Source organism: Flavobacterium tructae (assembly GCF_001853485.1).
Classification (GTDB): Bacteria; Bacteroidota; Bacteroidia; order Flavobacteriales; family Flavobacteriaceae; genus Flavobacterium; species Flavobacterium tructae.
This window is the reverse complement of the sequence record NZ_MIKE01000022.1, coordinates 627622-653082: the sequence shown is the minus strand read 5'-3', so window position 1 is coordinate 653082 and position 25461 is coordinate 627622. Positions and strand designations below refer to the sequence as shown.

At 36.2% G+C, this 25461-nt stretch carries 19 protein-coding genes; 3 read left to right on the top strand and 16 right to left on the bottom strand.

All coding sequences use genetic code 11. From position 1 onward, the window contains the following. Positions 1-13: 13 nt before the first annotated feature. Positions 14-3010, bottom strand: a complete 2997-nt coding sequence (locus BHE19_RS10495) for an amidohydrolase family protein (RefSeq protein ID WP_070907059.1) — start codon at positions 3008-3010, stop codon at positions 14-16. A gap of 168 nt (positions 3011-3178) precedes the next feature. Next, the gene (locus tag BHE19_RS10490) at positions 3179-4606 is read right to left on the bottom strand and encodes a S41 family peptidase (RefSeq protein WP_070907058.1); all 1428 of its coding nucleotides are present in this window, start codon (positions 4604-4606) and stop codon (positions 3179-3181) included. 250 nt (positions 4607-4856) lie between these two features. On the opposite strand from BHE19_RS10490, the gene BHE19_RS10485 reads away from it, so the two are divergent. Next, complete coding sequence (locus BHE19_RS10485; RefSeq protein WP_070907057.1) at positions 4857-6392, top strand: YifB family Mg chelatase-like AAA ATPase; 1536 nt, start codon at positions 4857-4859, stop codon at positions 6390-6392. Between the two features lie 48 nt (positions 6393-6440). Here the strand turns inward: BHE19_RS10485 and BHE19_RS10480 are convergent, their stop codons facing one another. The 11 genes from BHE19_RS10480 to BHE19_RS10430 form a co-directional block, all read right to left on the bottom strand. Next, positions 6441-6809: a nuclear transport factor 2 family protein gene (locus BHE19_RS10480; protein WP_070907056.1), complete on the bottom strand. Its 369-nt coding sequence runs from the start codon at positions 6807-6809 to the stop codon at positions 6441-6443. 61 nt (positions 6810-6870) lie between these two features. Then, positions 6871-7557 carry a GNAT family N-acetyltransferase gene (locus BHE19_RS10475; protein ID WP_070907055.1) on the bottom strand — a complete coding sequence of 229 codons (687 nt, stop codon included), beginning with the start codon at positions 7555-7557 and terminating at the stop codon, positions 6871-6873. A 42-nt stretch (positions 7558-7599) separates the two neighbouring features. Beyond that, positions 7600-8472: an alpha/beta hydrolase gene (locus BHE19_RS10470; protein ID WP_070907054.1), complete on the bottom strand. Its 873-nt coding sequence runs from the start codon at positions 8470-8472 to the stop codon at positions 7600-7602. A 196-nt stretch (positions 8473-8668) separates the two neighbouring features. After that, the gene (locus tag BHE19_RS10465; RefSeq protein ID WP_070907053.1) at positions 8669-9898 is read right to left on the bottom strand and encodes an outer membrane beta-barrel protein; all 1230 of its coding nucleotides are present in this window, start codon (positions 9896-9898) and stop codon (positions 8669-8671) included. A gap of 293 nt (positions 9899-10191) precedes the next feature. Then, positions 10192-10788, bottom strand: a complete 597-nt coding sequence (locus BHE19_RS10460; protein WP_070907052.1) for a rhodanese-like domain-containing protein — start codon at positions 10786-10788, stop codon at positions 10192-10194. A 68-nt stretch (positions 10789-10856) separates the two neighbouring features. Next, positions 10857-12044 carry a hypothetical protein gene (locus BHE19_RS10455; protein WP_070907051.1) on the bottom strand — a complete coding sequence of 396 codons (1188 nt, stop codon included), beginning with the start codon at positions 12042-12044 and terminating at the stop codon, positions 10857-10859. A gap of 111 nt (positions 12045-12155) precedes the next feature. Then, complete coding sequence (locus BHE19_RS10450) at positions 12156-12710, bottom strand: hypothetical protein (RefSeq protein WP_070907153.1); 555 nt, start codon at positions 12708-12710, stop codon at positions 12156-12158. Positions 12711-12803: 93 nt separating this feature from the next. Continuing rightward, complete coding sequence (locus tag BHE19_RS10445; RefSeq protein WP_017495466.1) at positions 12804-13163, bottom strand: hypothetical protein; 360 nt, start codon at positions 13161-13163, stop codon at positions 12804-12806. 65 nt (positions 13164-13228) lie between these two features. After that, on the bottom strand, positions 13229-13612 hold the full coding sequence (locus BHE19_RS10440; protein ID WP_070907050.1) for a VOC family protein: 384 nt from the start codon (positions 13610-13612) through the stop codon (positions 13229-13231). Between the two features lie 33 nt (positions 13613-13645). Next, entirely contained in the window at positions 13646-14134 is a 489-nt protein-coding gene (locus BHE19_RS10435) for a damage-inducible protein DinB (RefSeq protein ID WP_070907049.1), read from the bottom strand. Between the two features lie 22 nt (positions 14135-14156). Next, positions 14157-14606, bottom strand: a complete 450-nt coding sequence (locus BHE19_RS10430) for a hypothetical protein (protein ID WP_070907048.1) — start codon at positions 14604-14606, stop codon at positions 14157-14159. A gap of 237 nt (positions 14607-14843) precedes the next feature. Here BHE19_RS10430 and aac(6') point away from each other — a divergent pair, with 237 nt between their 5' ends. Beyond that, the gene (aac(6'), locus tag BHE19_RS10425; protein WP_070907047.1) at positions 14844-15281 is read left to right on the top strand and encodes an aminoglycoside 6'-N-acetyltransferase; all 438 of its coding nucleotides are present in this window, start codon (positions 14844-14846) and stop codon (positions 15279-15281) included. A gap of 383 nt (positions 15282-15664) precedes the next feature. Here aac(6') and lysA read toward each other — a convergent pair whose 3' ends face one another. Beyond that, positions 15665-16957: a diaminopimelate decarboxylase gene (lysA, locus tag BHE19_RS10420; RefSeq protein WP_255348295.1), complete on the bottom strand. Its 1293-nt coding sequence runs from the start codon at positions 16955-16957 to the stop codon at positions 15665-15667. Positions 16958-17079: 122 nt separating this feature from the next. Between lysA and BHE19_RS10415 the strand changes: the two genes are divergently transcribed. After that, on the top strand, positions 17080-19212 hold the full coding sequence (locus tag BHE19_RS10415; RefSeq protein ID WP_070907046.1) for a TonB-dependent receptor: 2133 nt from the start codon (positions 17080-17082) through the stop codon (positions 19210-19212). Between the two features lie 100 nt (positions 19213-19312). Here the strand turns inward: BHE19_RS10415 and BHE19_RS10410 are convergent, their stop codons facing one another. Both BHE19_RS10410 and gltB read right to left on the bottom strand, forming a co-directional pair. Then, positions 19313-20767, bottom strand: a complete 1455-nt coding sequence (locus tag BHE19_RS10410; RefSeq protein ID WP_070907045.1) for a glutamate synthase subunit beta — start codon at positions 20765-20767, stop codon at positions 19313-19315. A gap of 125 nt (positions 20768-20892) precedes the next feature. Beyond that, complete coding sequence (gltB, locus tag BHE19_RS10405) at positions 20893-25410, bottom strand: glutamate synthase large subunit (RefSeq protein ID WP_070907152.1); 4518 nt, start codon at positions 25408-25410, stop codon at positions 20893-20895. Positions 25411-25461 lie beyond the last annotated feature (51 nt).

Genomic DNA, 25461 nt, shown 5'->3' with positions numbered 1-25461 from the left:
TATAAAGCCGTTATTATTGTTCTAAAGTATCACAGTGATATTCTTTCTTCTCTTTCTTAGTTGGTGGCTGTGTGCTCATTCCTTTGTTTTTTTCCTGCAACATCTGCCCAATCAATAAACTTCTTTCTTTAGAAATAGCTTGTTGTTTTTCAGCATCTTTTTCAAGATCAAAATACACTACACCTTCAATCATTGTTTTTTCGACTTTAGCATAAATAGACAACGGATTTTCGCTCCATAATACAACGTCAGCATCTTTACCTACTTTTACACTTCCTACCTTATCGTCAATGTGTAATAATTTGGCAGGGTTTAAGGTTACAAATTTCCAAGCCTCTTCTTCAGAGATGTTTCCATATTTCACCGCTTTTGCAGCCTCCTGATTCAATCTTCTTGACATTTCGGCATCATCTGAGTTGTAGGCAACCACTAGTCCCTGATTGTGCATGATTGGTCCATTAAACGGAATCGCATCGTTTACTTCAAATTTGTAAGCCCACCAGTCAGAGAATGTAGAAGCTCCAACACCGTGTTCTTTCATCTTATCAGCAACTTTATATCCTTCCAGAATGTGCGTAAAAGTATTCACTTTGAAATTGAACTTCTCTGTAACATTCATCAGCATTAAAATCTCAGATTCTACATAAGAGTGACAGGTAATAAAACGCTCTTTGTTTAGAATTTCAGCTATCGTTTGCATTTCTAAATCAACTCTTGGCGCTTTTCCTTTTTTAGAACCTGCGTTGAATTTTTTCCAGCTTTCATCGTATTCTTTTGCACGTTGAAAATAATCAGTGAAAACCTGTTCAACTCCCATTCTGGTTTGTGGAAAACGGGTAGGATTATCAATTCCCCAATTCGCTTGTTTTACATTTTCTCCCAAAGCAAATTTGATGAACTTTGGCTGGTTTTTGTATAACATTTCGTCTGGTGCAGCACCCCATTTCCATTTTACAATGGCAGAACGTCCTCCGATCGGGTTTGCAGATCCGTGTAATAATTGCGAAGTGGTTACACCTCCTGCTAAGTCTCTGTAGATATTGATGTCTTCAGAGTTTACAACATCCTGAATCGTAACTTCGGCAGTCGAGTTATGTCCCATCTCGTTCACCCCTTTTGAAATGGCGATGTGGGAGTGTTCGTCAATAATTCCGCTTGTGATATGTTTACCTTTAGCATCAATAACCGTAGCAGAAGCATCTGAAAGATTTTTACCTACAGCAGCAATTTTTCCGTTTTTAATTAAAACGTCAGTTTCAGTTAAAATACCCTCCTTTTCGTTGGTCCAAACCGTAGCATTTTTGAATAGTAAAGTTTGAGCCGTTAGTCTTTTTGAGTCACCGAAAGCAATATTTGGATAAGTTGTCGGGATAATCGGATTTAGTTTTTCAACTTTAGTTGAATCTTTTACCGCTACAAACGGACTTGTTCTAGTAGCAGTCCAAAACAATTCTGTTCCGTTTGCCAATACTGCTTTTCCGGATAAGTTTTCCGGTTTCTCAATCAATCCTGTCAAACGTGTAAAATTTGATTTGATTGAATCGGTTGGTTTAATTAAAAGAGTAATCCAGTTTTTAGAAACAGCAAAAGTGCTGCTTACTTTCTTTGTATCTGCAGTTGTAATTTCAGATTTTGGAGCATCAACCGTTCCTTCGATTTTCCATTTGTAGGTATCTTTTCCAACCGTTAAGTCGTAGTTACCACGAATGTCTTTTGCGTTAACATCGTTCACAACGTATTTCGTTCCCTGAACCCAGTTTTCGTATAAAACAGTTTTTTCGTCAAAAATTTCACCTGAAGTAATGATGAAGTTGGCAAAAGCACCAGTTTTCAAACTTCCCACTTCATTACTTTTTCCTAAAATAGCCGCAGGAACTGTGGTTAGAGCCTCCAGAGCTTTTGTTTTATCAAAACCATATTTAATGGCTTTTAGTAAATTAGTTTTAAAATCTTCGGTCTTTTTTAATTTGTCTGTTGTTAAAGCAAAAACAACTCCATTATCCGAAAGAACTTTTAAGTTGGTAGGCGCCTGATTCCAGAAACGCATATCGGCCAATTCGATTTGATTGGACAAATAAGGATTAGAAACATCATATGCCTCAGGGAAACTGATTGGGATGATGTATTTGGCATTGGTACCTTTAATTTCTTCGATTCTTTCAAACTCATTTCCGCTTCCTTTCAGAACATAGTTTAATCCAAATTCTTTGGCAATTTTCGCAGCTCTTAAACTGTTTAACTTGTCTTCTGTAGCAAAAATTTGAACCAGTTTTTCGTTATCAGCTAAAGCCTCTAATGACAAATCTTTAGTTTCTGAATTTCCTTTTTTATACCAGTCTAAGTCCAGGTACATTTGGCGTAACAAAGCTGTCATACCCATTAAAGAACTTGGATAAGCCTGATTGGTCAGAGCACTTCTTGTAAAAGCAAAATGGTTGGTTACTTTATTGGCAATAATTTGTTTGCTGTTTTCGGTGTTGTTCAGCGCTACTAAAATTCCGGTTCCCTGAGCAACTCCGTCAGCAATATGGGTTCCTACTACTCCAAAACCGGCTTTTAGTAATTCCTCAGCTTTCGGCTGATCGTATTTAAAAGTCTCATAAGTATTTACTTCAGGACGAACACTTTCGTTCCAGTAGTAGCCTACTTTTTTAGTGTCGTATAAAGGGCTACGGTCACGTCCACGTCCGGCAGGGGCTTTAGGTTTTTCAACCCCAAAGCTGGTGTAGATATCAATAAACGAAGGATAGATAGTTTTTCCTGCAAGATCAATAGCAACGCTATTTTTAGGAATGGTGATGTTATTTCCAACACCAACTACTTTGCCATCTTGAATAAGTAAAGTTCCTTTTTCGATTTTTTGTGTTGGGGTTACATAAATCGTGGCATTGGTAAAAACAGTGTAATTGTTGTTTTTGTTGTGGACACTTTCATTAACGGGAAAGTAATCTTGAGCGTACGTTTTTGTTAAAAAAACACTCAAAAACAGTAGTAGTAGTTTTCTTTTCATGGATAATTAATAAAATTTTCATTAAAAATAGGAAATATTAATATTTGAACAAGTTTTAATGAAAATTAATTTTTTATATTCCGCGTTAAGTACCAAAAACGATTTAGTAATTCTTCTGATTTTGATGTTTTACACTGTTTTTTGAAGGCTACTTTGAAGGATCTCTTTTTATTTTAGGATCTTCTCATATCGGTTTTTTATCCCTTCCAGATAGGGAGCTTTGATTTCTGTGGCGAGTTCTACCGCTTTTTTTAAGACGGCCGTTGCAGTATCTTTTTTCCCGTTTTGTTCCAAAAGATCACCATATTTTAAAAAGGCTATCGGAGATTTTGGATGTAATTCTGCATTGCTTTTTAAAATTGATTCTGTAATAAATGGTTTTGTGGGAGTATAATCAGACGACAGGTTAGTAATATCCTCTTCCGTAAACCAATCAGATTCAATTAGTTTTTTTATAACGGTTTGAATTTGCTGATCCATTTTTGCTAAATCAGCTTCGTTTAATGGTTTTGTTTGCTGGTCAACAGTAGATTGCAATTCCAGATAAAGTTTTTTTGATTCAGCTGCAATTTTACTTCGGTAGTCCTCTGCTGCTTTTTTTGCCAATTCTATGGTTTTGTCGTAGGCAAGTTCCTTGGTTGTTTTGTACTCAGGGATTACACCAATTCCTTCCCAGTTTGTTTTAGTGATTGGATTTATTGCAGTTCCGGTAGGAATAAATATTTCTAAAAGAGAGTTAATTTCAAGAATTTCGCCGGGATTTGCTCCGCCACCAGTCACTTCACCAACTAAGGTTGCTCTTTTTTGTGTTTGCATGTTATAACTGAATTCTTCTGCACCCGAAAAACTTCTGTCACCTGTGATAATAAATAGGGGAACATCGATTCTTTTTTTACCGTTAACTTCTGTAACTCTGAATTCTTCCGTAAAGTTGTCTTTTCTAAAGTATAAGGTATTTAGCAATAGAGGTTCTTTAAAAAAATAACTGCACAGGTACTGCACGGTTTTAGGACTTCCACCTCCGTTAGTTCTTAAATCAATAATAATGGCGTCCGTTTTAGAAAGCAATTGCATATAAGAATCAATAGTGGGGTTAGTTTCGTGTATGAAATATTTAAAATTGAGGTAGCCGATATTACCGTCAAGTATCTTAACCTCTCGGAAACCATCGGCAAGTTTGCGATTGTCGGTTAAATTATGAAGATAAATTTCGTAGGAATCTTTAGCTGCATTTGTGTTTTTATTATCCGGAACAAATTTAGGCTTGACTCTAAGATGTTTGTCGTTGTTGACCAAACGAATTTCTTTCGTTAGCGCTACAGCGAAAGAATCCAGTAGATTGTATTTTTTGAATTTATTTTCTTTATAACTCTTTTTTAAATGAGCAGCGATCAGTTTTGCCTGATCAGGAAATATGTACTCCTTTTGAATGAGGGAATCTATTTTTAGGATAGTTTCTTTTTTGAATTTTTCCGTTATTTTCTTTTGCTGACCATTCGCGTTTGGGAGAATGAGACAAGTGAGCACGAATAAAAAAACGAGTTTGCTGTTAAAAATAAAAATCTGTTGTAAAAATGGTTTAGTGAGATATTTCATAATGTTTCGGATTTTTATTTATAACGCTAATTTAAGATTTTATGATAAAATCTGATGAAAATATTTGCAGATGTGTTGTTTTGTTGTTTTTTGTTAGTAGAAGTTAAGAATATTTGTGATTTTCTAATGATGAATTTGAGAAGATAGAATTAAATCTAAAAGGAAGTAGGAGGAAAAGAAGGTTAATTTGTAATAAAAAAGCTACTTTTGTGTTTTTGTTAGATTTAAAGCCATTTTTGGAACAAGGATTATGTTAGTAAAAGTTTATGGAAGTGCCGTTTTTGGAGTAGAAGCAACAACGATTACAGTCGAAGTTCATATGGATAATGGGATTGGTTATCATTTAGTGGGATTGCCGGATAATGCCATAAAGGAAAGTAGTTATCGAATTGCCGCCGCCCTGAAGAATAATGGACTAAATTTTCCTGGTAAGAAAATAACAATTAATATGGCACCGGCTGATTTGCGAAAGGAAGGTTCCGCATACGATTTAACTTTGGCGATGGGGATTTTGGTTGCTTCAGATCAGGTAAAAGCACCGGAGATTGAAAAATATATTATCATGGGAGAGCTTTCTTTAGACGGTAGTTTACAGCCTATTCGGGGAGCATTACCAATCGCAATCAAAGCAAAGGAAGAAGGTTATAAAGGTTTCTTTCTACCCATTCAGAATGTGAAAGAAGCCGCAATAGTGACCGGATTAGACGTTTATGGAGTTCAGAATCTTCAGGATGTTATTGATTTTTTTAATGGGAAAGGAACGCTTGAGCCTACGAGTATTGATACCAGAGCTGAATTTTATAAAAGCTTAGATTTTCCGGAATTTGACTTTTCAGATGTACGCGGACAGGAAAGCATAAAACGTTGTATGGAAATTGCGGCTGCCGGAGGTCATAATATTATTTTAATTGGTCCGCCCGGAGCGGGGAAAACGATGTTGGCTAAACGTGTTCCGAGTATTTTACCGCCAATGACTTTACGTGAAGCTCTTGAAACGACTAAAATTCATAGTGTTGCCGGAAAATTAAAAGAGGTAGGGTTAATGAATCAGAGACCTTTTAGAAGTCCTCACCATACCATTTCTAATGTTGCCTTGGTTGGAGGAGGAAGTTATCCTCAGCCCGGAGAAATTTCGATGGCTCACAATGGTGTTTTGTTTTTAGACGAATTACCGGAGTTCAAGCGCGATGTTTTGGAAGTGATGCGCCAGCCGCTGGAAGATCGCGAAGTGACTATTTCAAGGGCTAAATTTACAGTAACTTACCCTTCCTCGTTTATGCTTGTGGCGAGTATGAATCCAAGTCCAAGTGGTTTTTTTAATGATCCGAGTATGCCTAATACTTCTTCACCACACGAGATGCAGCGTTATATGAGCAAAATTTCGGGTCCGCTTTTAGACCGGATTGACATTCATATCGAAGTCACACCAGTTCCTTTTGAAAAACTGGCCGATGATCGAAAAGCCGAGAGTAGTGTTGAAATCCGCAAAAGGGTTACCGCCGCACGAGAAATTCAAACCAGACGTTTTGAAACTATCGAAAACGTACATTACAATGCACAAATGAGCAGCAAACTTATTCGGGAGTTTTGTATTCTTGACGATCCGTCAAAAGAATTGCTGAAAACCGCTATGGAACGATTGAATCTGTCTGCGAGAGCTTACGACAGAATCCTGAAAGTCGCCCGAACAATCAGTGATTTAGATCATTCCCAAAATATTATTTCGTCACATATTGCCGAAGCCATTCAATACAGAAGTTTGGATCGCGACGGCTGGCTGGGATGATTATCTCAGATTCGGAATGACAAAACTGAGAGAGAATGAGTTGTAAATTTATTCGAATTTTAAACTTGAGTTTTTTGACATTAGGTAGGAGGTGAGTTTTTTAATTTTGCCTTTTTCCATTTCAAAAACATCACAAAATACGGCATCTAATCTATTTCCGTTTTTCATATTTCCCTGTACGGCACCTTCAGCAATAACAATGTCATTTTCTTCAATTAGTTTTATGATTTGAATCGTGGGACTGCCAGTAAAATTGTCGTTTTCTATTTCTTTGTCAAAAGCTTCTTTACCAACATGCTGATAAATTCCGGGCATTTCCCAAATCACATCATCAGTAAGGCAATCTAAAATCCGTTTATGATCGCTTACTTTAAAAGCTTCCATATATTCGGTTACGGTTTGTTTATTTGCTGTCATGTCTTAAAGGTTATAATGTTAAAAGTACTTTTGGAACGACTATTTTAGGTGTAAGATAAAATTACTGTTTTTTAGAAACATTCCAAAAGCTGATTTTTCGTCTCGTTACAAAACCTAGTTTTTCATATAAGCTAATGGCACCAATATTATTTTCGACAACATGTAAAAAAGGAGTTTTACTTTCGTCTAAGATGCTATTGACAACATGCGAAATCAATTGTTTGGCATAACCTTTTCCGGTGTGATCGGGATGCGTGATAATAGCACTCACTTCTGTAAAATCATTCATTTTCATACGTTCGCCTGCGACAGCTATCAATTGGGCTTCTTTAAATATTCCATAATAATTACCTAATAAAGGAGTTTGGGTTTTAAAATATCCCGGCTGTACCAAATTAACCAGTTGTAATAATTCGGCATTATGATTTTCGGTAAGTTTGACAATTTCAGTATCGATTGCAAGTTGAATTTTGTCCTGAATAACCATTTGCAGACAAATCAATTCTTTGATGATTGTTAAAGAATCGTCTATTTCAGGTTTTTCACCCACTATAAAAAAAGAATCCGTTAACAACTCATATTGTTTTATGGCCGTTAAAGTACTTTCCGATACTATAAAACTTCCAAACGGACAATAATCCGGATTGTAAAATTTAGTACCATCATAATCAAGGGCAAATGCGGAATGGTTTTCGGATAATGCATACCAAACCGGATTATCTAGTTTATGGTCTTCTTTATTTGTCATTATTTTAAAAATAATTTTTTGGGATCGTACTATGTTCGGTTTTTATTCTTTCTCTTTTATAGGATAGAAAAAACGAAATGAATTCGAAGCTGCCGGATGTAAAATCGTACCATGATTTTCGAGCGGGAAATAATCAAAATATACTCTTATGTTTTTGCTTTTTGAAGCTTTAATTTTTTCAGTTAGTAAATTAGCATCGACTTCCATAACTCTTGGAATTTCTGTTGGCGTAAGTCCTTCTTTACCAACTGCAATGTAAATGTCTGTCTGCGGACTGAAATTTTCCTGAAAAATGGCGCTGTCGAGATTTAGTATGGAACCATTATTCCACCAAATGCTTGGGCTTACAATAACATATTTATTAAAAAGTGTTGGTTTTGTTAGTAGAATTTCAGTTCCCAGTAATCCTCCCAATGATTGTCCCATAAGGGTTTTAGAGTTATTGGCTTTGTATTTTTTTTCGATAAAAGGCTGTAATTCTTTTTCGATAAAAGCAATGAATTTATCAGAATGACCGGAAGTTGAAAACCTTTTTTGATCTTTTTCGATAGTGGTCGGGAATGTAAAATCTCTTCTTCTGTCGACAGTGGCAATTCCCACAACAATTGATTTAGGAACCTGATTGATCCATTCGAAACTATTAAACTGCACCAGACCGGCGATATGAATAAAATCTTCATCAGCCGAACCGTCTAATAAATAAATTACGGGATATTTTGTTGCCTCTTCGGCTTTGTAACCTTCCGGTAGATAGATATTAAGGATTCTTTTTTCTCCTAATTCTTTCGATTGAATTTCATCAATAACTCCTAATACAAATGGCTTTGCGATTTCTTTTGGTTTAGTTTTATTGGTTTGGCAAAAGATAAAAGTGGTAGAAAGGAATAAAAAGACAAGGGAAAATAATTTGTTCATTTTTGTGGTATTTAGTAGCAATGGGGTAAAATATTATGATGTGAAACAGGTAAATTATATAGAACTAAAATACAAATTTTTGACATTCTAAAATCTTAATTAAGACGAAAAAAAACTCAAAAATCGTCTATAAAATAAATCCCTTTCATCAAACAATGAAAGGGATTCGTTAAGTGTTTAATGTTATTGAATTATCTTAAAAAAAGGAATAACCTAGTATAACGGATGTTGTTGAAAATGAGGAGTTCCAGGTTTGGTAATTGCTTAGAATAGTTCTGCCAGTCAAATATCTAAACTCTATACTATATCTGTTACGAAATTTTCCACCAATTCCAAATACCAAGGAGTTACGGGAACTAACATCTAGTTTACTTACAACCGAACCGTCTTTTCTGGTGACTTCTATTTTCGAATTTGAATCAAAATCAATTAAGAAAGATGCATTTACAAATATCTTGGAATTATTTTTAAGGAAAAAGTAATGCCTAATTCCTATTGGCAGTTCTATTGATTTATAATCTACTTTCGCTTTTGCTTCACCACCTGACAAATTGGAGGTTTGCTTGGATTTTTCACTACTATAGTATTGATAAGTTGGCTCTACGATCACTGCCCACTTATTTTTATTAAAAGGGAAAATAAATTCTGCTTCAATACCCAGACTAAGATTTGTTTTAGAATCAAATTTAAAATCGTAATAATCAAGTGGCGAGTTGCTTATTGATAATGAGCTGCTGTTTAGCCTTGGTCTTAAGGTTAAATTAAAAAGATCTTTCTTTTCTTTAGACTCAAAAGTGGCAAAATTAGTATCACTGCATTTGTTGTACTTGATGAAAAATTTTAGCAGTTTATTGGAGCTGTAGTCTAAAATTTCATATTCTTTTTGAAGAATATTTTCACATTTTAGATCAATAAAAAGCTGTTCTCTGAAGTAATTATTTTTCGCAATTGTAGAATTTTGATCTATCAGATAGCTTTTGTGAATTAATTGCTTTATCTCGGTATTATCCATTTTATAGAAGAAGCGCCTTAAGTTTCCATCGCTATATAAATAAAGAGATGCTTTTCCTTCAATAAGTACTTTTAAGAAGAGAGTTTCTTCTTTAAGATCAGGATTTTTATCCGTACTCATATTTTCTATGTTTTTTGAGGAGCGGTCTATTTTAACCAAAGATCTGATGTACTTACTTTGTCCGGTGATTGCAAATTCTTTGACAGTTTTTATATCTGCCGTAATGATATTCGAATTGTCAGGGAGTTGGTATCTGAAGCTGGTAGGAGTACTTTTCCAATCCAGGTTTTCAATTTGACACTCTATTTTTTGATCGTTTTGGTTAATAAGGTAACCGTGTTCGAAAAGGATTTGAGAGTAACTGTTAATGCTTATTATAAGAGTTAATACAAGAAATAAGGCTTGTTTTTTCATTAAAATTTGGTTGTTGGTTATTATTGGTTTTAGTTATTTAATATGAGTTGGATAAATCCTTGAATAAAAAAAAATTAGCATTATTTTTTGAGCGTAAATGTAACGTACGAAATCGGCATTACATTACGTAAAACCGTAAAGCTCTCGATTTGTTATTAGGAAAATTTAGTAGTGGTAGTTGTCCTGTCGTTTGTAAATGTATATGTTAGGACAAGTGAAGCAATTTTTTAGCAGATTTTTGTTTTTATCAACTAAATTAATTGTTCTCAAAAGTTTAAAGTAGATAACGGATATTACTTTACTTCCGTTCCTTCAAACTTTATTCTGCGGTCATTTACGTGAACCAATTCGTCAAGTTCGTAGATGTTTTTATAGCCGTACCCATAAAGGTTAATATGTGTAGGAATGTTCAGAGCCAGCATAACCGGTTTTCTGTTGGCTAAAATCTGAGACTCGGGAGCACTTTTAGGAAGAGCCATTTTTGAAGCGAAATCTATCGGATCGCCATTAAAATTGTTATTACAGTAAATCAGTATTCTCGTGTTAGGATCCGGAATTAATTGATGAAGATTTTCCTGCGTAAAATCGGTAAAATCGAGATGAATAGCCCCTTTTAAATGTTTTCGGTTGTAACGAAAATCAGAGCGTGTGTCCAAAATAACAGTATTCTCTTCATGACTCATTTTAAGAAAAAGATCGAGACTCACTAGACGATTTGCTCTTGCTTTTTCGACTTCGGTAACGAGGTTTTTAAAATCATCGTAATCGACTAGTGCTTTTGGATATTGCTGCTGGTTTGTCATTGCGGTAGAGGTTTTGGCCGTTTGAGATTGTGTAACACAGCCTGTGAAACAAAATGATACTAAAAATAGAAGGGTTATCTTTTTCATTTGAAATGAGGTTTATAGTTCAATATGTTTATCAGCCGGACTCTACCGCTTTTAATAAAGCGTTAGATTTATCTCCTGAATTTGTTTCTGACAATAATATCTTTTAATCTCTCTTTTAAGTCTTCTCCTGTGTCAAAAACCATTTGTTCATTGTTTGGAAATGGTACAGCTCGTTTGTTGAAATAACTGATATAATTGTCTTCACACGCACTTCTGTCTCCTTTGTAAGTAGAGTAAATATTCTCAAAAATAAACTCACTGCTTACCGGAAAAGATTGTAGTAACTGATTGGTTTTTAAATCAACATAGTCCACTTTTGCTGTGATCTGGCAGGATTTAAATTGTCTGAATTCGTATACGTTTGCACGGAGCATTCTGTAATTGTCTACTTTTATTTCTCTGCCCAGACTGTCTTTAACCGGTCTTCCTCTGCTGTCGAGAAGCGTTTTGACACCGTCTTTTATCTGTCTTTCTTTAATGAATTCCTTCTCTTTGATTTGCTCTGGCGAAATATTGATCTGCACGAAGTTTACAATCAGGCTATAATCGTAAACGATGCCTTTTTGTCTAAGACTGTGATAAACCGTCCATTTATCGTTTAGTCCGTAGGTTTTAAAATCGAGTAAGTCATCCTGGAGCGGTTTTGGAATGACCATATTGGTTTCGTTTTTAGCATAAACATCCACAAAATCTGTTCCTTTAAACTGTGCATCTTCCATCAGTTTTTTAGTGTTTTTGTAGTTTGGGCTAATGCTTTCCAAATAAGAAAAATCATCGTAGGCTTTTCTAAAATCCAGTTTGTTATTGGATTTTAAAAGGGCAGAAGCATTTTCATATAAATATCTCGTCAATGCAATTTTACTGCTTATGATCTGATTGGTATAATTATCAAACTGGAATGTGGCAGTTCTTCCTTGTTTCAACAGTTGAAGAGGCAATAAAGGCCTGATTTTTTCCTGGCGATTGTTCAACTGCATGTAGGTATTGTAAGTGCGTTCGGCATTTACCGGATTTGCTTCTTTGATCATTAATTCCAGGCTACGTAAATCTCTGTCTTTGGCTTTTGCAAACGCCTCTTCCAGCAAATACACGTAATCTTGTTTTCCTTTAGAATCTTTTTTGGTTCTTAAAGCTTCAACAGCGCGGTCTATAGCTCCATCGTAATTTCCATCGCTTAGCATGGATTGAGTAGTTTTTACACCACAAGACGACAGTGCTAAAAATAATATTGAAAACAGGATTGTAATTTTTTTCATTCTAAAGACCAATTGATTTTAAAGGAGCAAAGATATCTGTTTTTAGATAAACTAGAAGTTGTGATTTTAATTTAAGAAGGTGAAGTTTTTGTAAACTGTTTTATTTCAGATTTATTCCTGCTGAATCCACTCGTATTTTCCATCTTTAAGATAGATAATGCCGCCTCCGCAGCTTTCTTCGGCATGAATAAAGATACCATCATTTGGGAGTTTGATTTTATCTTCTTCTTTTATTTCGTCATCGCCCAAGATTTCTCCCTGATCGTTTACATTGTTCCAGACAACTTCCCCTTTTGGGGCTTTTTCAAATATTCCCGCCCAGTCGATTTCTTCAAAACCCTGATAGAGAATAGTATTTCCCATTCCGAAATAATCTGTTCGATTTCCGTTTCCGAAAATGATTCGTAAACCGCTTTTATCACTTTTTGTACTTCTTACAATTTCAACCGTTTCATTTTTTCCGTCACCGTCCAGATCGCATACGATTTTATTTGTTTTGTGTTTGGTCGAAATCACAATGGTATCTGAGCTATTTTGTGTTTCTTTTTTCTCAGTGGTTTCAACACTGTTTTTTGCTGGAGTTGAAATTGTTGTGACCTCGGTTTTGGATTCTTTTTTGCAAGAGATAAAAATAAAGGCAGCAAGAAGTAAAATTTTGAATTTCATGTTTTCGAGTGAGACTTTTTTGGTAAGATTTGAGATTATCAAAATATAAATGATTGGGAACGGTATTGTAAACGGGGTGTATTTAGAATTTCATTATTTCCTAATTTTCACCTGATACACAATTTCCCAAAATAGGATTGATAGAATAGCATTGGTGAATATAGCAGTTTTAACTAAATAAGGATCGTATTTGGTAAGTAGGTGTAAGTTAGCGAATTGTACGGCCAAAAATAAAGACAAAGCGGCAATTGAAACAGAGCAGATCACATTTAGTACCGGTTTCCACTTTAAACCTAAGAAAGAATAAATAATGTTCAAAATAGCAAATCCACAACCCAAAGTAATGTAGGGATCTGTTCCTAATTTCTCACCCAACTGCAGTAAAGGAGAAGTTGCGGTAAGATATAAAAAGAAAAGGATTGCATAAAAAAGGGTTCGTGTTTGAATTTTCATTTTGATGTTTTTTAAATAAAGCGGAAAAGAGGTTTTATAGATTTAGATTTGTTCTCAATTTTAAATTATTCCTTTTGGCTCATGTGCAACGCAATTCTGTTTCCTTCACAGTCTTTAAATTCAGCTACCCAGCCAAATTCGCCATTTGAGGTTATCGGAAATAAAATCTCAGCACCATTTTTTACGGCCAGATTTATGGTTTCTTCGATATCTTCGGTATTCAAATAAACAAGAGTTCCATCTATCGTAGGCTTGTATATTTCACCTTGGGCTAAGGCTCCCGAAATACCATTGTTGCCTTCGATAAGTGGAAAGAATGCCATTTCATTATCATGAATGCGATCACGTTCAAATTCAAAATCAAAAACTGCCGAATAAAATTGTATGGCTCTTTCTATGTTGGTTACCGGAATTTCAAAATAAACAACAGGATTCGATTTGGTTTTCATTTTGTTTAGGGTTATTTTTTATTGTAAGCGAAGTTAGAGAAAATTCCAGTTCAATTGACTGGATTTTATTTTTTCAATTTGTCGTTTGTGTCGGAGAACATGTACAATGGCATGTTCTGTAAGTTGTTCGATGTCGTACAATTGTCCCCAGCCTGTTTTTATTTTTAAGGAATCGTCATATTGTTCTAATTCAGCGTCTTTAATTTCTTTGAAGATGTTTTCGGTAAAAAGGAAAACATTGGTTAAATCTTTTAGATATTCGGCAATGGTGACATGAAAAACTTTGTCAGGCCGCCGCATATTGTGCCCTTTCAGATTATGAATACTGATAGCATAACTATAACCGGAGCTGACGACGTGCGAAAGAATAGCTTGTATGGATTTACAATCTTTGCTTGTTGTTTTTTCGTCTATAATGTGGGGCAAAACATTATCAGGAATACTTGTAATAACGTTTTTAAGATCTAAAATTGCCTGTTCGTAGATGTCAAGCAATGCTCCAACGGCTCCTGGTCTGTTCATTTTTGTATTTGTTGGTTATTTCTTATTGTAAAATCGCCTCGATCTTAGTCTCTGATTTTTCTTTAAGGACACTGTTAGGATGAAAATTCCAAATGATCAGAAATTTTCCTTTTGCAAGATATTCTTCGGGATGCTCATCTGTCGGTTGACCGTCTTTTCCCCAAAGTAATCCTTGCAGAAATCGATCTCCTTTAAAAGTGTGTTCAAATTCAAAATACATTACAGATCCACGATCGGTTTTGCTTTTAAAATTTTGAATCGATTTACTTTTTAAGGTTCCAACAATACTAGCGTAGGTTTCAATATCATTATAAAAAGTGCAGGCTTGCGGAGTGATACAAATATTTCCATCGTTTAAAGTGTAGCCTTTGGGAATTTCTTTTGGTTTTAGTTTTAGATCGGGGATGGTTTGACTGAATGAAGTAGTAGTAAGTAATAAGAATAATACCGACAGTGGAATCGTAATTTTCATAGATTTTGGGGTTTGATTTATCAAACTAAAATAGTTTTTTTATTTGAGTTATTTGAAATTCATTTTTTGCGAAGCAGTAAAATTGTAAATCCGACAGGTTCTTAAAACCTGTCGGGTTTGAATGGTACTTATTCGGATAACGCATTTATACGTTAAGTACGCTCTAATGAAACATCTTATATAGAATTTGCATAATTTTGACTGAATTGTTAAATTAATAAAGAGCAGAATTTTAAAATGAACATTGAAGTAATTTCATCACAAAATTTAAAACAACTTGTCGAATTAGTTTTAGAGCTTTGGAACGACTGTTCGTTTGACGAAGAAGTTGAAAGTTATAAAGCGATTATAGATTCAGAAAATGAAATTTGTTATGTGGTTAAGGATCAAGAAGACTACATTGCGTTTGTACATTTAAGTACGCGAAATGACTATGTTGAAGGTGCAGAAGACTTACCCGTTGCCTACATTGAAGCTATTTACGTAAAGCCAGCGTATCAAAAACAAGGTATTGCCAGAAGATTGACAAAAGTTGCTGAAAACTGGGCGAAACAAAAAGGACTTAAGCAAATTGCTTCCGACACCGATTTGGGGAATTCAGCAAGCATTGATTTCCATCAAAAAACTGGTTTTACCGAAGTTGAACGAATAGTGTGCTTCATTAAAAATTTATAGGATCGTTTAAACGCGACAGGTTTTTAAAACCTGTCGGGTTTGTTGTGCCAAAGAGATTTTAGTGAAGTTTGTCATTTCTCCTTAGTTCAGAAAAGGCAAGATTAAATTTAGAAGATTATAAGAAAAAAAATCCGTCATAGTCCGTGTTTTCGCAAAGCGGATCCGTGTCATCCGTGTGCTATATTGACGACTATTTTTGTCGATCAAGTAGTATGATTTACTTCGTCAGTCGCTATCGCTCGAGTCTTCCCTGTCTAAATGACAAGATTGGGCTGAGGCTTCGACTTCGCTCAGCCTGACGGGGCATAAATCTAAAAACTGTAAAAAAAAATCCCGCCTCAATTAAGAAACGGGACTTCGGTGATATTCTCTTTTTTTTTATTTTAAACTGTTGCTGCAATTTCTTGTGGCAACGGAATTTGATTTTTTAGTAAATCTTCGAAAGTTTCGTGAGCACGAATCAGGATTCCCTGACCGTTCATCCATAAAACTTCAGCTGGTTTGTATCTTGAATTGTAGTTCGAAGACATAGAGAAACAATAAGCTCCTGCATTTCTGAACGCTAAGATATCGCCTTCTGTAATTTCTGAAATTCTGCGGTTGTTGGCAAAAGTATCCGTTTCGCAGATGTAACCTACTACCGAGTAAAAACGCTCTTTTCCTTTTGGATTGGAGATGTTTTCAATATGGTGCTGTGAACCGTAAAACATCGGACGGATTAAGTGATTGAAACCACTGTCAACCCCTGCGAAAACTGTCGAAGTGGTTTGTTTTACTACGTTTACTTTGGCTAAGAAGAAACCAGCTTCGCTCACGAGGAATTTTCCGGGCTCGAAAATCAACGTTAAATCTCTACCGTATTCTGTGCAGAAAGAATTGAATCTTTTAGATAATTTTTTACCTAATTCTTCAATATCCGTTTCGATATCGTCTTTTTTGTAAGGTACTTTGAATCCGCTTCCGAAATCTAAGAACTGTAATTCTTTGAAATGTTTAGCCGTATCAAATAAGATTTCAGCTGCATACAAGAATACTTCGATATCTAAAATATCTGATCCTGTGTGCATGTGAATCCCCACAATATGCATTTTTGTGTTTTCAACAATTCGTAAAATATGCGGTATCTGGTGAACAGAGATTCCGAATTTACTATCAATATGTCCAACGGAAATATTAGCATTTCCACCCGCCATTACGTGTGGATTGATACGGATACATACCGGTATATTAGGATGTTTGGTCCCGAATTGCTCTAAAATAGATAAATTATCAATATTGATCTGTACACCCATTGCGGCAACTTCTTCGATTTCTTCTAAAGAAACTCCGTTTGGTGTAAAGAAAATTTTGTCAGGATCATAGCCGGCATGAAGGCCTAATTGAACTTCCTGAATAGATACAGTATCCAGGCCAGACCCCATGTTCTTTAATAGCTGAAGAATGGCAACGTTAGACAATGCCTTCATGGCATAATTAACTCTTAAGTTTTCTACCTTAGAGAAAGCTTTAGTTAACCTGTTGTACTGAGATTGGATTTTTTCGGCATCATATACATATAATGGACTTCCAAATTGGTCTGCTAACTGCAGTAAATCTTTTGCTTGCATCTGTAAACTATTTTCAGCAAACTTATTACTCTTTTGCCGATTGACAAATTTTAAATTGAAAAATAACAAATTGTAACAAATTGTTATAAAATAAACATTTAAAGTTTTTTTAACTTTTAATGGTTTCTAATTCTTATTTAGAGTGAATTAAAATTATATTTGCGCCAAAATTACATTATTAGAGATTATTTATGAAAAAGATTATTACATTTTGCTTGATTATCCTTACAACATCGGTGGGGTTTGCTCAGGAAAAATCAAAAGACAGTTTGCAGACTAATAATTTAGATGACATTATTGTAACTGCAAGCCGAAAAAAAGAGAGTATAAAAGAGGTTGTTTCTTCTATTACGATTGTTGGAGCGAAAAAAATCCAAAGTCAGACCTTGGTAAATTCGAATATCGGTAATATTTTGCAATATACAGTTCCGGGTTTAGCGACCGCGAGTAACCAAACTTCAAATTTCGGTCAGACTTTAAGAGGAAGGCCGTTTTTGGTTATGATTGATGGAATACCGCAGTCTACACCTTTGCGAAATGGAGGTAGAGACCTTCAGGTAATTGATCCTTCGTCTATCGAAAGAGTGGAAGTTATTAAAGGTGCAACTTCAATTTATGGGAATGGTGCCGATGGAGGGATCATCAATTATATTACAAAGAAAAGCCATTCTGAAGAAAAAATTAGCGGTTCGGTACAGTTAGGTTTGATCACACAACCCAAAACTTTTGCAGAATCATTTGGTTACAGAGCTTCACTTTCTTTGGCTGGAAAACTAAAAAAACTCGATTACGTTGTTGGTTTTACACAGGAAAGATCAGGTGTTGCTAAAGATGCTAACGGAGTAAACCTTTCGCCGTTTTATAGCTTATCGAATTTAAATACCTATAACGGATTGTTTAAAATAGGATATGCACTAACTGATACCCAAAGGTTAGAGTTCTCGTACATGGGGTATGCTTCAAAATCATTTTTAGATCAGGATGTTAAGATTGGTAAATGGGGAGAAATCCCAACGATTGGAGTGGACGCCGGTGGACGTTTGGGAACGCCTGAGGGAACTCCGAGAAACCATAATTTTAGAGTAGCGTATTCGAACTCGGAGATTTGGAACAATACTTCTTTGGATGTTAATCTTTATGCACAAGATTTCAGAACGGTTTATTCGTATGACAGAGATCAGTTTTTAAACGGAGGTCAATCCAATGTGGCTTCACAAAAGAAAGGGCTTCGCGTTAATTTTGATTCCCGTCTTTTTGCAAATGACACCTACAAAGCAGAGGTGATTTATGGTTTGGATTTACTTCAGGACAAAACGGTTCAAAAATTAGAAGACGGTCGTTTTTGGACTCCTCAAATGAAAATGCTGAATACTGCGCCTTTTGCATTGATTAAATTTGATGCCTGGGGTAAATTTACCTTAAAAGCAGGTGCGCGATATGAAAATATTAAGGTGAAAGCAGATGATTTCAACACATTGCCGGTATTGAATGCTAAAAACAATACGTACACCAAGAGTATTTTTGTTCAGGGAGGTGAATTAGATTACAACGCTCTTGTTGGAAACATCGGATTAAGATATAACATTATGCCGGAAGTAAATGTTTTTACGAGTTATTCTCAATCCTTTTCGATCAATGAGGTAGGGCGTATTTTAAGAACGTCTACTGAAAGTGTGATTTCAAAATTACCAACGGATCCTATTATTGTAAACAATTACGAAATGGGAGTAGCCGGAGCGATTAAAAAGTGGTTCAACTATGAGGTAACCAGTTTCTGGAGCACATCACAATTAGGGGCTACATCAATTCAGTCAGCTGATGGTTCTTTTGCGATGCAGCGTGCTCCCGAAAACATCTGGGGATATGAGGCCGTTGTAGGTTTTAATCCAATAGAATTTCTAAGTTTTGGAGGTGCTTTTGCCTGGATAGAAGGGAAGGTCGATAATGACAATAACGGATCGTACGAAAAATATATTAACGGATCCCGAATAATGGCTCCAAAACTTACGACTTATGTTCAGATTCGTCCGTTGAAAAATTTAGATATTGAATTAAGTTCTTTACATAACTTCAAAAGAGACCGATTTGATCCAAATCCAACCACAAACTTGTATAGTTTTAACGAAGGTCCAGTAAAAAAATATACGGTCTTTAATTTAAGCAGTTCTTATCTTATCAATAAATCATTCCGATTAGCGCTGGGAGTGGAGAACTTATTTAATAAAGATTACGCTCCCAATATTGCCTGGTGGCAAGCGAGAGATAAAGATTTTGTGAATGCTCCGGGAAGACGTGCCACTTTACAAATTCAGTATAATTTTTAAATTTAGTAATTTGAAGTGTAATTTTAATATTTCATAACAAAGCCCCTTTTTGATTTCAAAAAGGGGCTTTTATTTTTACAAAGGTTAAGGAGTCTGTGACTTATAAACTAGGCAAATCTCCGTTTCCTTTGGTTGGTAAATTGGTAGAACCCATCAAGAACAAATCGACTTCTCTTGCTGCTTCACGGCCTTCTGAAATGGCCCATACAATTAAGGACTGTCCTCTTCGCATATCACCGGCAGTGAAAATGTGCGGAACATTCGTCTGATAATTTTTGGCTTTATAGTTGTTTCTCATATCGATTTCCAGACCTAATTGCTCGCTTAAAGTTTTCTCAGGACCTGTAAATCCTAAAGCCAATAAAGCTAAATCGCATGGCCATATTTTCTCTGAACCTTCTTTTTCGATTAATTCAGGACGCTGACCCGGAGTCATTTTCCATTGTACTTCAACGGTTTTTAATCCTACCAGTTCTCCTTTGTCGTTCGATAAGAATTCTTTGGTATTGATCAACCAGTTCCTGTCGCAGCCTTCTTCGTGAGAAGATGAGGTTTTTAACTGTAGCGGCCAAAAAGGCCAAGGAGTTGTTTCGCTTCTTCCAACCGGAGGTTTTGGTAAAATCTCAAAGTTGGTTACCGATTTTGCACCATGCCTGTTAGAAGTTCCGATACAATCTGAACCGGTGTCTCCACCGCCAATTACGATTACATCTTTACCGGTAGCCATAACCTGATCATGAATTGATTCTCCAAACAAAACTTTAGTCTGCTGAGTTAAGAAATCCATAGCCTGAACAACGCCTTTACTTTCGATACCTTTAGTTGGTAAACTTCTTCTTTCGGTTGCGCCACCGCACAATACGATAGAATCGAAAGAATTTAATTCGGCTACGCTATAGTTTACGCCAACATTTACATTGGTTTTAAAAGTGATTCCTTCCGCTTCAAGGATTGCTACACGTCTGTCGATGATTCCTTTTTCTAATTTGAAATTTGGAATTCCGTAACGTAATAAACCTCCTATGGCGTTGTCTCTTTCAAAAACGGTAACGGTATGACCGGCTCTGTTTAATTGCTGAGCGGCAGCCAACCCTGCAGGTCCTGAACCAATAACCGCAACTGTTTTTCCGGTTCTGGTTTTTGGGGCCTGTGGTTTGATCCAGCCTTCGGCAAAACCTCTTTCGATGATGTTTTTTTCGATGTTTTCGATGGCAACGGGCTCTTTGATGATTCCTAATACACATGATTTCTCACATGGAGCAGGGCATAAGCGGCCTGTGAATTCCGGAAAGTTATTGGTAGACTGTAAAATCTCTAAAGCACTTTGCCATTTTTCCTGATGTACCATATCGTTGAAATCAGGAATTAAATTCCCCAACGGACAGGAACTGTGGCAAAAAGGAATACCACAATCCATACATCTCGAACCTTGTTCTTTTATTTTATCTTTTGCTAACGGAATTGTAAATTCGTTGTAGTTCGTAACACGTTCTGCAACTGCTATATTACTTTCGTCGGCTCTGTTATATTCTTTAAATCCGCCTATTTTACCCATGACATTTTTATTAAAATTACAATTTCCTAAAAAACCAAATTTCAATTCTTCGACTTCGCTTCCTTCGACTTCGCTCAGGAAGACATTGTCATTGAAATTGATTTTTGATTTTTGAAATTGATGTTTTATCCCGCTATTAATTCTTCTATTTTTTTCTCTTCTGCAATTCGTTGTAATGCTTTTTTGTAATCTGTTGGCATTACTTTTACGAAATTTTGCTGTTCATTTTCCCAGTCTGCTAAAATTCTTTTGGCTAATGGACTGTTGGTGTACAGAGAGTGGTTTTTGATCAGTTTTCTTAGTTTTCTCACGTCCTCGTCTTCGATAGGATCAAAAGCAACCATTTCCATGTTGCATACTCTTGCATCGAATTGTTGATTCGGATCGTACACATAAGCAACACCGCCGCTCATACCTGCGGCGAAGTTTCGTCCTGTTTTTCCTAAAACAACTACTGTACCTCCCGTCATGTATTCGCATCCGTGATCTCCAATTCCTTCAACAACTGCTGTTGCTCCGGAATTTCTAACACAGAAACGCTCTCCGGCAATTCCATTAATATAAGCCTCTCCGGTAATAGCACCGTAAAGGGCAACGTTCCCGATAATGATATTTTCTTCGGGTTTGAAAGTGGCAGTAGGAGGTACTTTTACAATTAATTTTCCTCCCGAAAGTCCTTTTCCTAAGTAATCATTACAGTTTCCGTGAATTTTAAACGACAATCCATTTGTTGCAAAAGCACCAAAACTTTGTCCGGCAGAACCTTCAAAATCAACTAAAATAGTATCATCAGGTAATCCTTGTGCGCCATAAATTTTTGAGATTTCATTACTCAAAATCGCACCTACAGAACGGTCTGTATTTTTAATTTTAAAGGTAACTCTGGTTTTTTCTTTTCTGTAAATAGAAGGAATTGCTTCTTTAATGATATCAAAATCCAATACATTTTCAAGCTGGTGATCTTGTTGTGTTGTGTTGTGATTTGGAACCGTTTTGGCTTTTTCCGGTTTGTACAGAATCGATGATAAGTCTAAGCCATTGGCTTTGTAATGTTGGATCGCTTTGTTTACATTTAATTTTTGCGACTGACCCACCATTTCTTTTAATGTTCTGAAGCCTAATTGCGCCATGATTTCTCGCAGTTCTTCAGCAATAAAATACATGAAGTTGATGACGTGCTCCGGAGTTCCTTTGAAGTTTTTTCTTAATTCAGGATCCTGAGTGGCAATACCAACCGGACAGGTATTCAAGTGACAAGCTCTCATCATAATACATCCTGAGGCTACCAGCGGAGCCGTTGCAAAACCAAATTCTTCTGCTCCTAATAAAGCGGCTATCGCTACGTCACGACCCGTTTTTAGCTGTCCGTCACATTCCAGAACCACACGGCTTCTTAAATCGTTTAAGATTAGAGTTTGCTGCGCTTCGGCTAAACCAAGTTCCCATGGAATACCAGTGTGCTGTAAAGACGTTAAGGGTGCAGCACCGGTTCCTCCGTCGTAACCAGAAATTAAGATTACGTCAGCTTTTGCTTTGGCAACACCGGCTGCGATGGTTCCAACGCCAACTTCAGAAACTAATTTTACATTGACACGAGCTTCACGATTGGCATTTTTCAAGTCGTAAATCAACTGAGACAAATCTTCAATAGAGTAAATGTCGTGGTGTGGCGGAGGCGAAATCAAACCTACATAAGGGGTAGAGTTTCTGGTTTCGGCAATCCAGGGCACTACTTTTTCTCCAGGAAGCTGTCCACCTTCACCCGGTTTAGCGCCCTGAGCCATTTTAATCTGGATTTCTTTGGCGTTGGTCAAATAGTTGATCGAAACACCAAAACGTCCCGATGCCACTTGTTTGATCGCACTGTTTCTGGAATCTCCGTTAATTTCTTTCTGGAAACGTTTTGGATCTTCTCCACCTTCTCCGGAATTACTTTTTCCGCCAATTCTGTTCATGGCAATCGCTAAATTCTCGTGCGCTTCTCTACTGATCGATCCGTAAGACATCGCTCCGGTTTTGAATTTCTTCACAATTTCAGTCCATGATTCTACTTCATCAATAGAAATTGGATCTAAATTATTGAATTCGAATAAACCTCTGATCGTCATTAAGTTTGAGCTTTGCTCATTGACCATATTAGAATATTCTTTATAGCTTTCAGGACTGTTTAAACGAACGGCCTGTTGTAATTTAGAAATAGTGGTGGGGTTGAACATGTGTTTCTCTCCACCGCGTCTCCATCTGTAAATACCTCCAATTTCAAGGGAAAGTAAGTTGGCAATTTTTGAATTTGGAAATGCTTTTTGGAAACGTTTCTTGACTTCTTTTTCGACTTCCATCAAACCAATTCCTTCAATTCGCGATGGGGTGTAAGGGAAGTATTTTGAAGTAAAAGTTTTGTTCAGTCCTAAAATCTCGAAAATCTGAGCAGCTCTGTACGAATGTAAAGTAGAGATCCCAATTTTGTTCATGATTTTAACGATTCCTTTTGCAATGGCTTTGTTGTAATTTACAATCGCATAATCTGCTTTTACACCTTTGATAAAGCCCTGATTCACCTGATCATGAATAATTTCATTTACCATGTAAGGATTGATCGCACTTGCTCCGTATCCGAACAATAAAGCAAAATGATGCGGTTCACGAGGCTCTGCAGATTCAATTATGATTCCGAATTTTGAACGAACCTGAAGGATGTTTAAAGAGTGATGAATGTACGAACAAGCCAGTAACATTGGTATTGGAGCCAGTTCTTCGCTTACGCCTCGGTCTGATAAAATAATAACATTGCATCCTTCAGAAACGGCTTTAAAAGTTGCCTCAACACATCTTTCAAGTGCGCGCTCCAGTCCGTTAACTCCTTTTTCTATTTTATATAAGGTAGAAATAGTAGCCGATTTGAAATCAACGTGGTCAATGTTTCTGATTTTATCCAAATCCTCATTGGAAATAACCGGATTTTGGATTTTTAGTTTTTTACACTGCTTAGATTCAATTTCAAAGATATTGAAATCACCGCCAATGGCTAAACTGATATCAGTAATGATCTCCTCACGAATACCGTCTAAAGGCGGGTTAGTCACCTGTGCAAACAATTGCTTGAAGTAGTTGTACAACAATTGCGGCTGGTCTGATAAAACAGCCAAAGGCGTATCGTTACCCATAGAACTGATGGCTTCAGCTCCCTGACCTCCCATTGGGTTAATGATGGTTTTTAAATCTTCAATCGTATAGCCAAATAATTTTTGTCTGGTTAGGAAATCCAGTTTCTCAACCGGTGTTGGGTTATTGGTATACGGTATTTTAGATAAAGGCAATAAGTTAGCATCGATCCATTCTTTGTAAGGACGTTTGGTAACGATTGATTTCTTTACCTCGTCGTCTTCGATAATACGGCCTTCGTTCATGTCTACCAGAAACATTTTCCCGGGCTCTAAACGACCGTGTTGAATCACATCTTCAGGATCGATATCCAAAACACCAATTTCTGATGACATGATTACAAAACCGCTTTTGGTTAAGGTATAACGCGATGGACGCAATCCGTTACGATCTAATAACGCACCAATGACGTTACCGTCTGTAAACGGAATAGAGGCAGGGCCATCCCAAGGTTCCATAATACAAGCATTAAACTCGTAGAAGGCTTTTTTCTCCGGAGACATGGTCTGGTGTTTTTCCCAGGCTTCCGGAACCACCATCATCATGGCTTCCGGCAAGGAACGTCCTGTCATTAGTAAAAGCTCTACTACCATATCCATAGAAGCAGAATCTGATTTTCCTTCTAAGATAATTGGAAATAGTTTTTTGATATCATCGCCAAAAATTTTGCTTTGCATCAATTCTTCACGGGCACGCATACGACTAACGTTTCCGCGAAGCGTGTTGATTTCACCGTTGTGACACATGTATCTAAACGGCTGTGCTAAGTCCCAGGATGGGAATGTATTGGTAGAGAAACGTTGGTGCACTAATGCCAAACGAGTCACTAAATCTGGATCTTTTAAGTCAACATAATAACGGCTGATGTCTTCCGGCATCAAGAGACCTTTATATATTATGGTAGTTGTCGATAAACTAGAGAAATAAAACATATGGCTTTCAGAGGTTTTAGATCCTCTAATGGCATGTTCGGCAATTTTTCTAGCTGCAAAAAGTTTTGCATTAAATTCATTTTCAGTTAAATCCTGACCGTTTTTGCTAACAAAAACCTGTTTAACTGTTGGTTCTTTTTCTGCGGCGATTTGCCCTAAATTTTCTACTTCAACCGGTACATCTCTCCAACCCAGAATCTTTAAATTTTGATCCTTAATAGTCGATTCGAAAGCGTTCATACAAAAAGAAACCTGGTTTTTGCTTTTTGGTAAAAAAACCATTCCTACTGCATACTCGCGTGTTTCAGGGATTTCAAAATCACATACTTTTTTAAAAAAATCATGTGGGATGTCGAATAAAATTCCAGCTCCGTCTCCAGTTCTTCCATCAGAACTAACTGCACCACGATGTTCCAATTTTATTAAGATATCCAATGCTTTGTGAATAATATCATTTGATTTAATACCATTCAAATTACAAATAAATCCTGCACCACAATTGTCGTGTTCAAATTCAGGCAAATAAAGCCCTTGTTCTTTAACTTTCATTCTTGATATTTTTTTTACAAAAATAGAGATTTCGTTAAATATAATGTATTG

Coding starts and splice junctions, on each gene's coding strand:
- BHE19_RS10455 (WP_070907051.1), bottom strand. CDS start 12,044: ATGAAAAAAATTACAATCCTGTTTTCAATATTATTTTTAGCACTGTCG.
- gltB (WP_070907152.1), bottom strand. CDS start 25,410: ATGAAAGTTAAAGAACAAGGGCTTTATTTGCCTGAATTTGAACACGAC.
- BHE19_RS10485 (WP_070907057.1), top strand. CDS start 4,857: ATGTTAGTAAAAGTTTATGGAAGTGCCGTTTTTGGAGTAGAAGCAACA.
- BHE19_RS10495 (WP_070907059.1), bottom strand. CDS start 3,010: ATGAAAAGAAAACTACTACTACTGTTTTTGAGTGTTTTTTTAACAAAA.
- BHE19_RS10465 (WP_070907053.1), bottom strand. CDS start 9,898: ATGAAAAAACAAGCCTTATTTCTTGTATTAACTCTTATAATAAGCATT.
- BHE19_RS10410 (WP_070907045.1), bottom strand. CDS start 20,767: ATGGGTAAAATAGGCGGATTTAAAGAATATAACAGAGCCGACGAAAGT.
- BHE19_RS10490 (WP_070907058.1), bottom strand. CDS start 4,606: ATGAAATATCTCACTAAACCATTTTTACAACAGATTTTTATTTTTAAC.
- BHE19_RS10415 (WP_070907046.1), top strand. CDS start 17,080: ATGAAAAAGATTATTACATTTTGCTTGATTATCCTTACAACATCGGTG.
- BHE19_RS10475 (WP_070907055.1), bottom strand. CDS start 7,557: ATGACAAATAAAGAAGACCATAAACTAGATAATCCGGTTTGGTATGCA.
- BHE19_RS10445 (WP_017495466.1), bottom strand. CDS start 13,163: ATGAAAATTCAAACACGAACCCTTTTTTATGCAATCCTTTTCTTTTTA.
- BHE19_RS10430 (WP_070907048.1), bottom strand. CDS start 14,606: ATGAAAATTACGATTCCACTGTCGGTATTATTCTTATTACTTACTACT.
- BHE19_RS10460 (WP_070907052.1), bottom strand. CDS start 10,788: ATGAAAAAGATAACCCTTCTATTTTTAGTATCATTTTGTTTCACAGGC.
- BHE19_RS10435 (WP_070907049.1), bottom strand. CDS start 14,134: ATGAACAGACCAGGAGCCGTTGGAGCATTGCTTGACATCTACGAACAG.
- BHE19_RS10480 (WP_070907056.1), bottom strand. CDS start 6,809: ATGACAGCAAATAAACAAACCGTAACCGAATATATGGAAGCTTTTAAA.
- BHE19_RS10470 (WP_070907054.1), bottom strand. CDS start 8,472: ATGAACAAATTATTTTCCCTTGTCTTTTTATTCCTTTCTACCACTTTT.
- BHE19_RS10440 (WP_070907050.1), bottom strand. CDS start 13,612: ATGAAAACCAAATCGAATCCTGTTGTTTATTTTGAAATTCCGGTAACC.
- BHE19_RS10450 (WP_070907153.1), bottom strand. CDS start 12,710: ATGAAATTCAAAATTTTACTTCTTGCTGCCTTTATTTTTATCTCTTGC.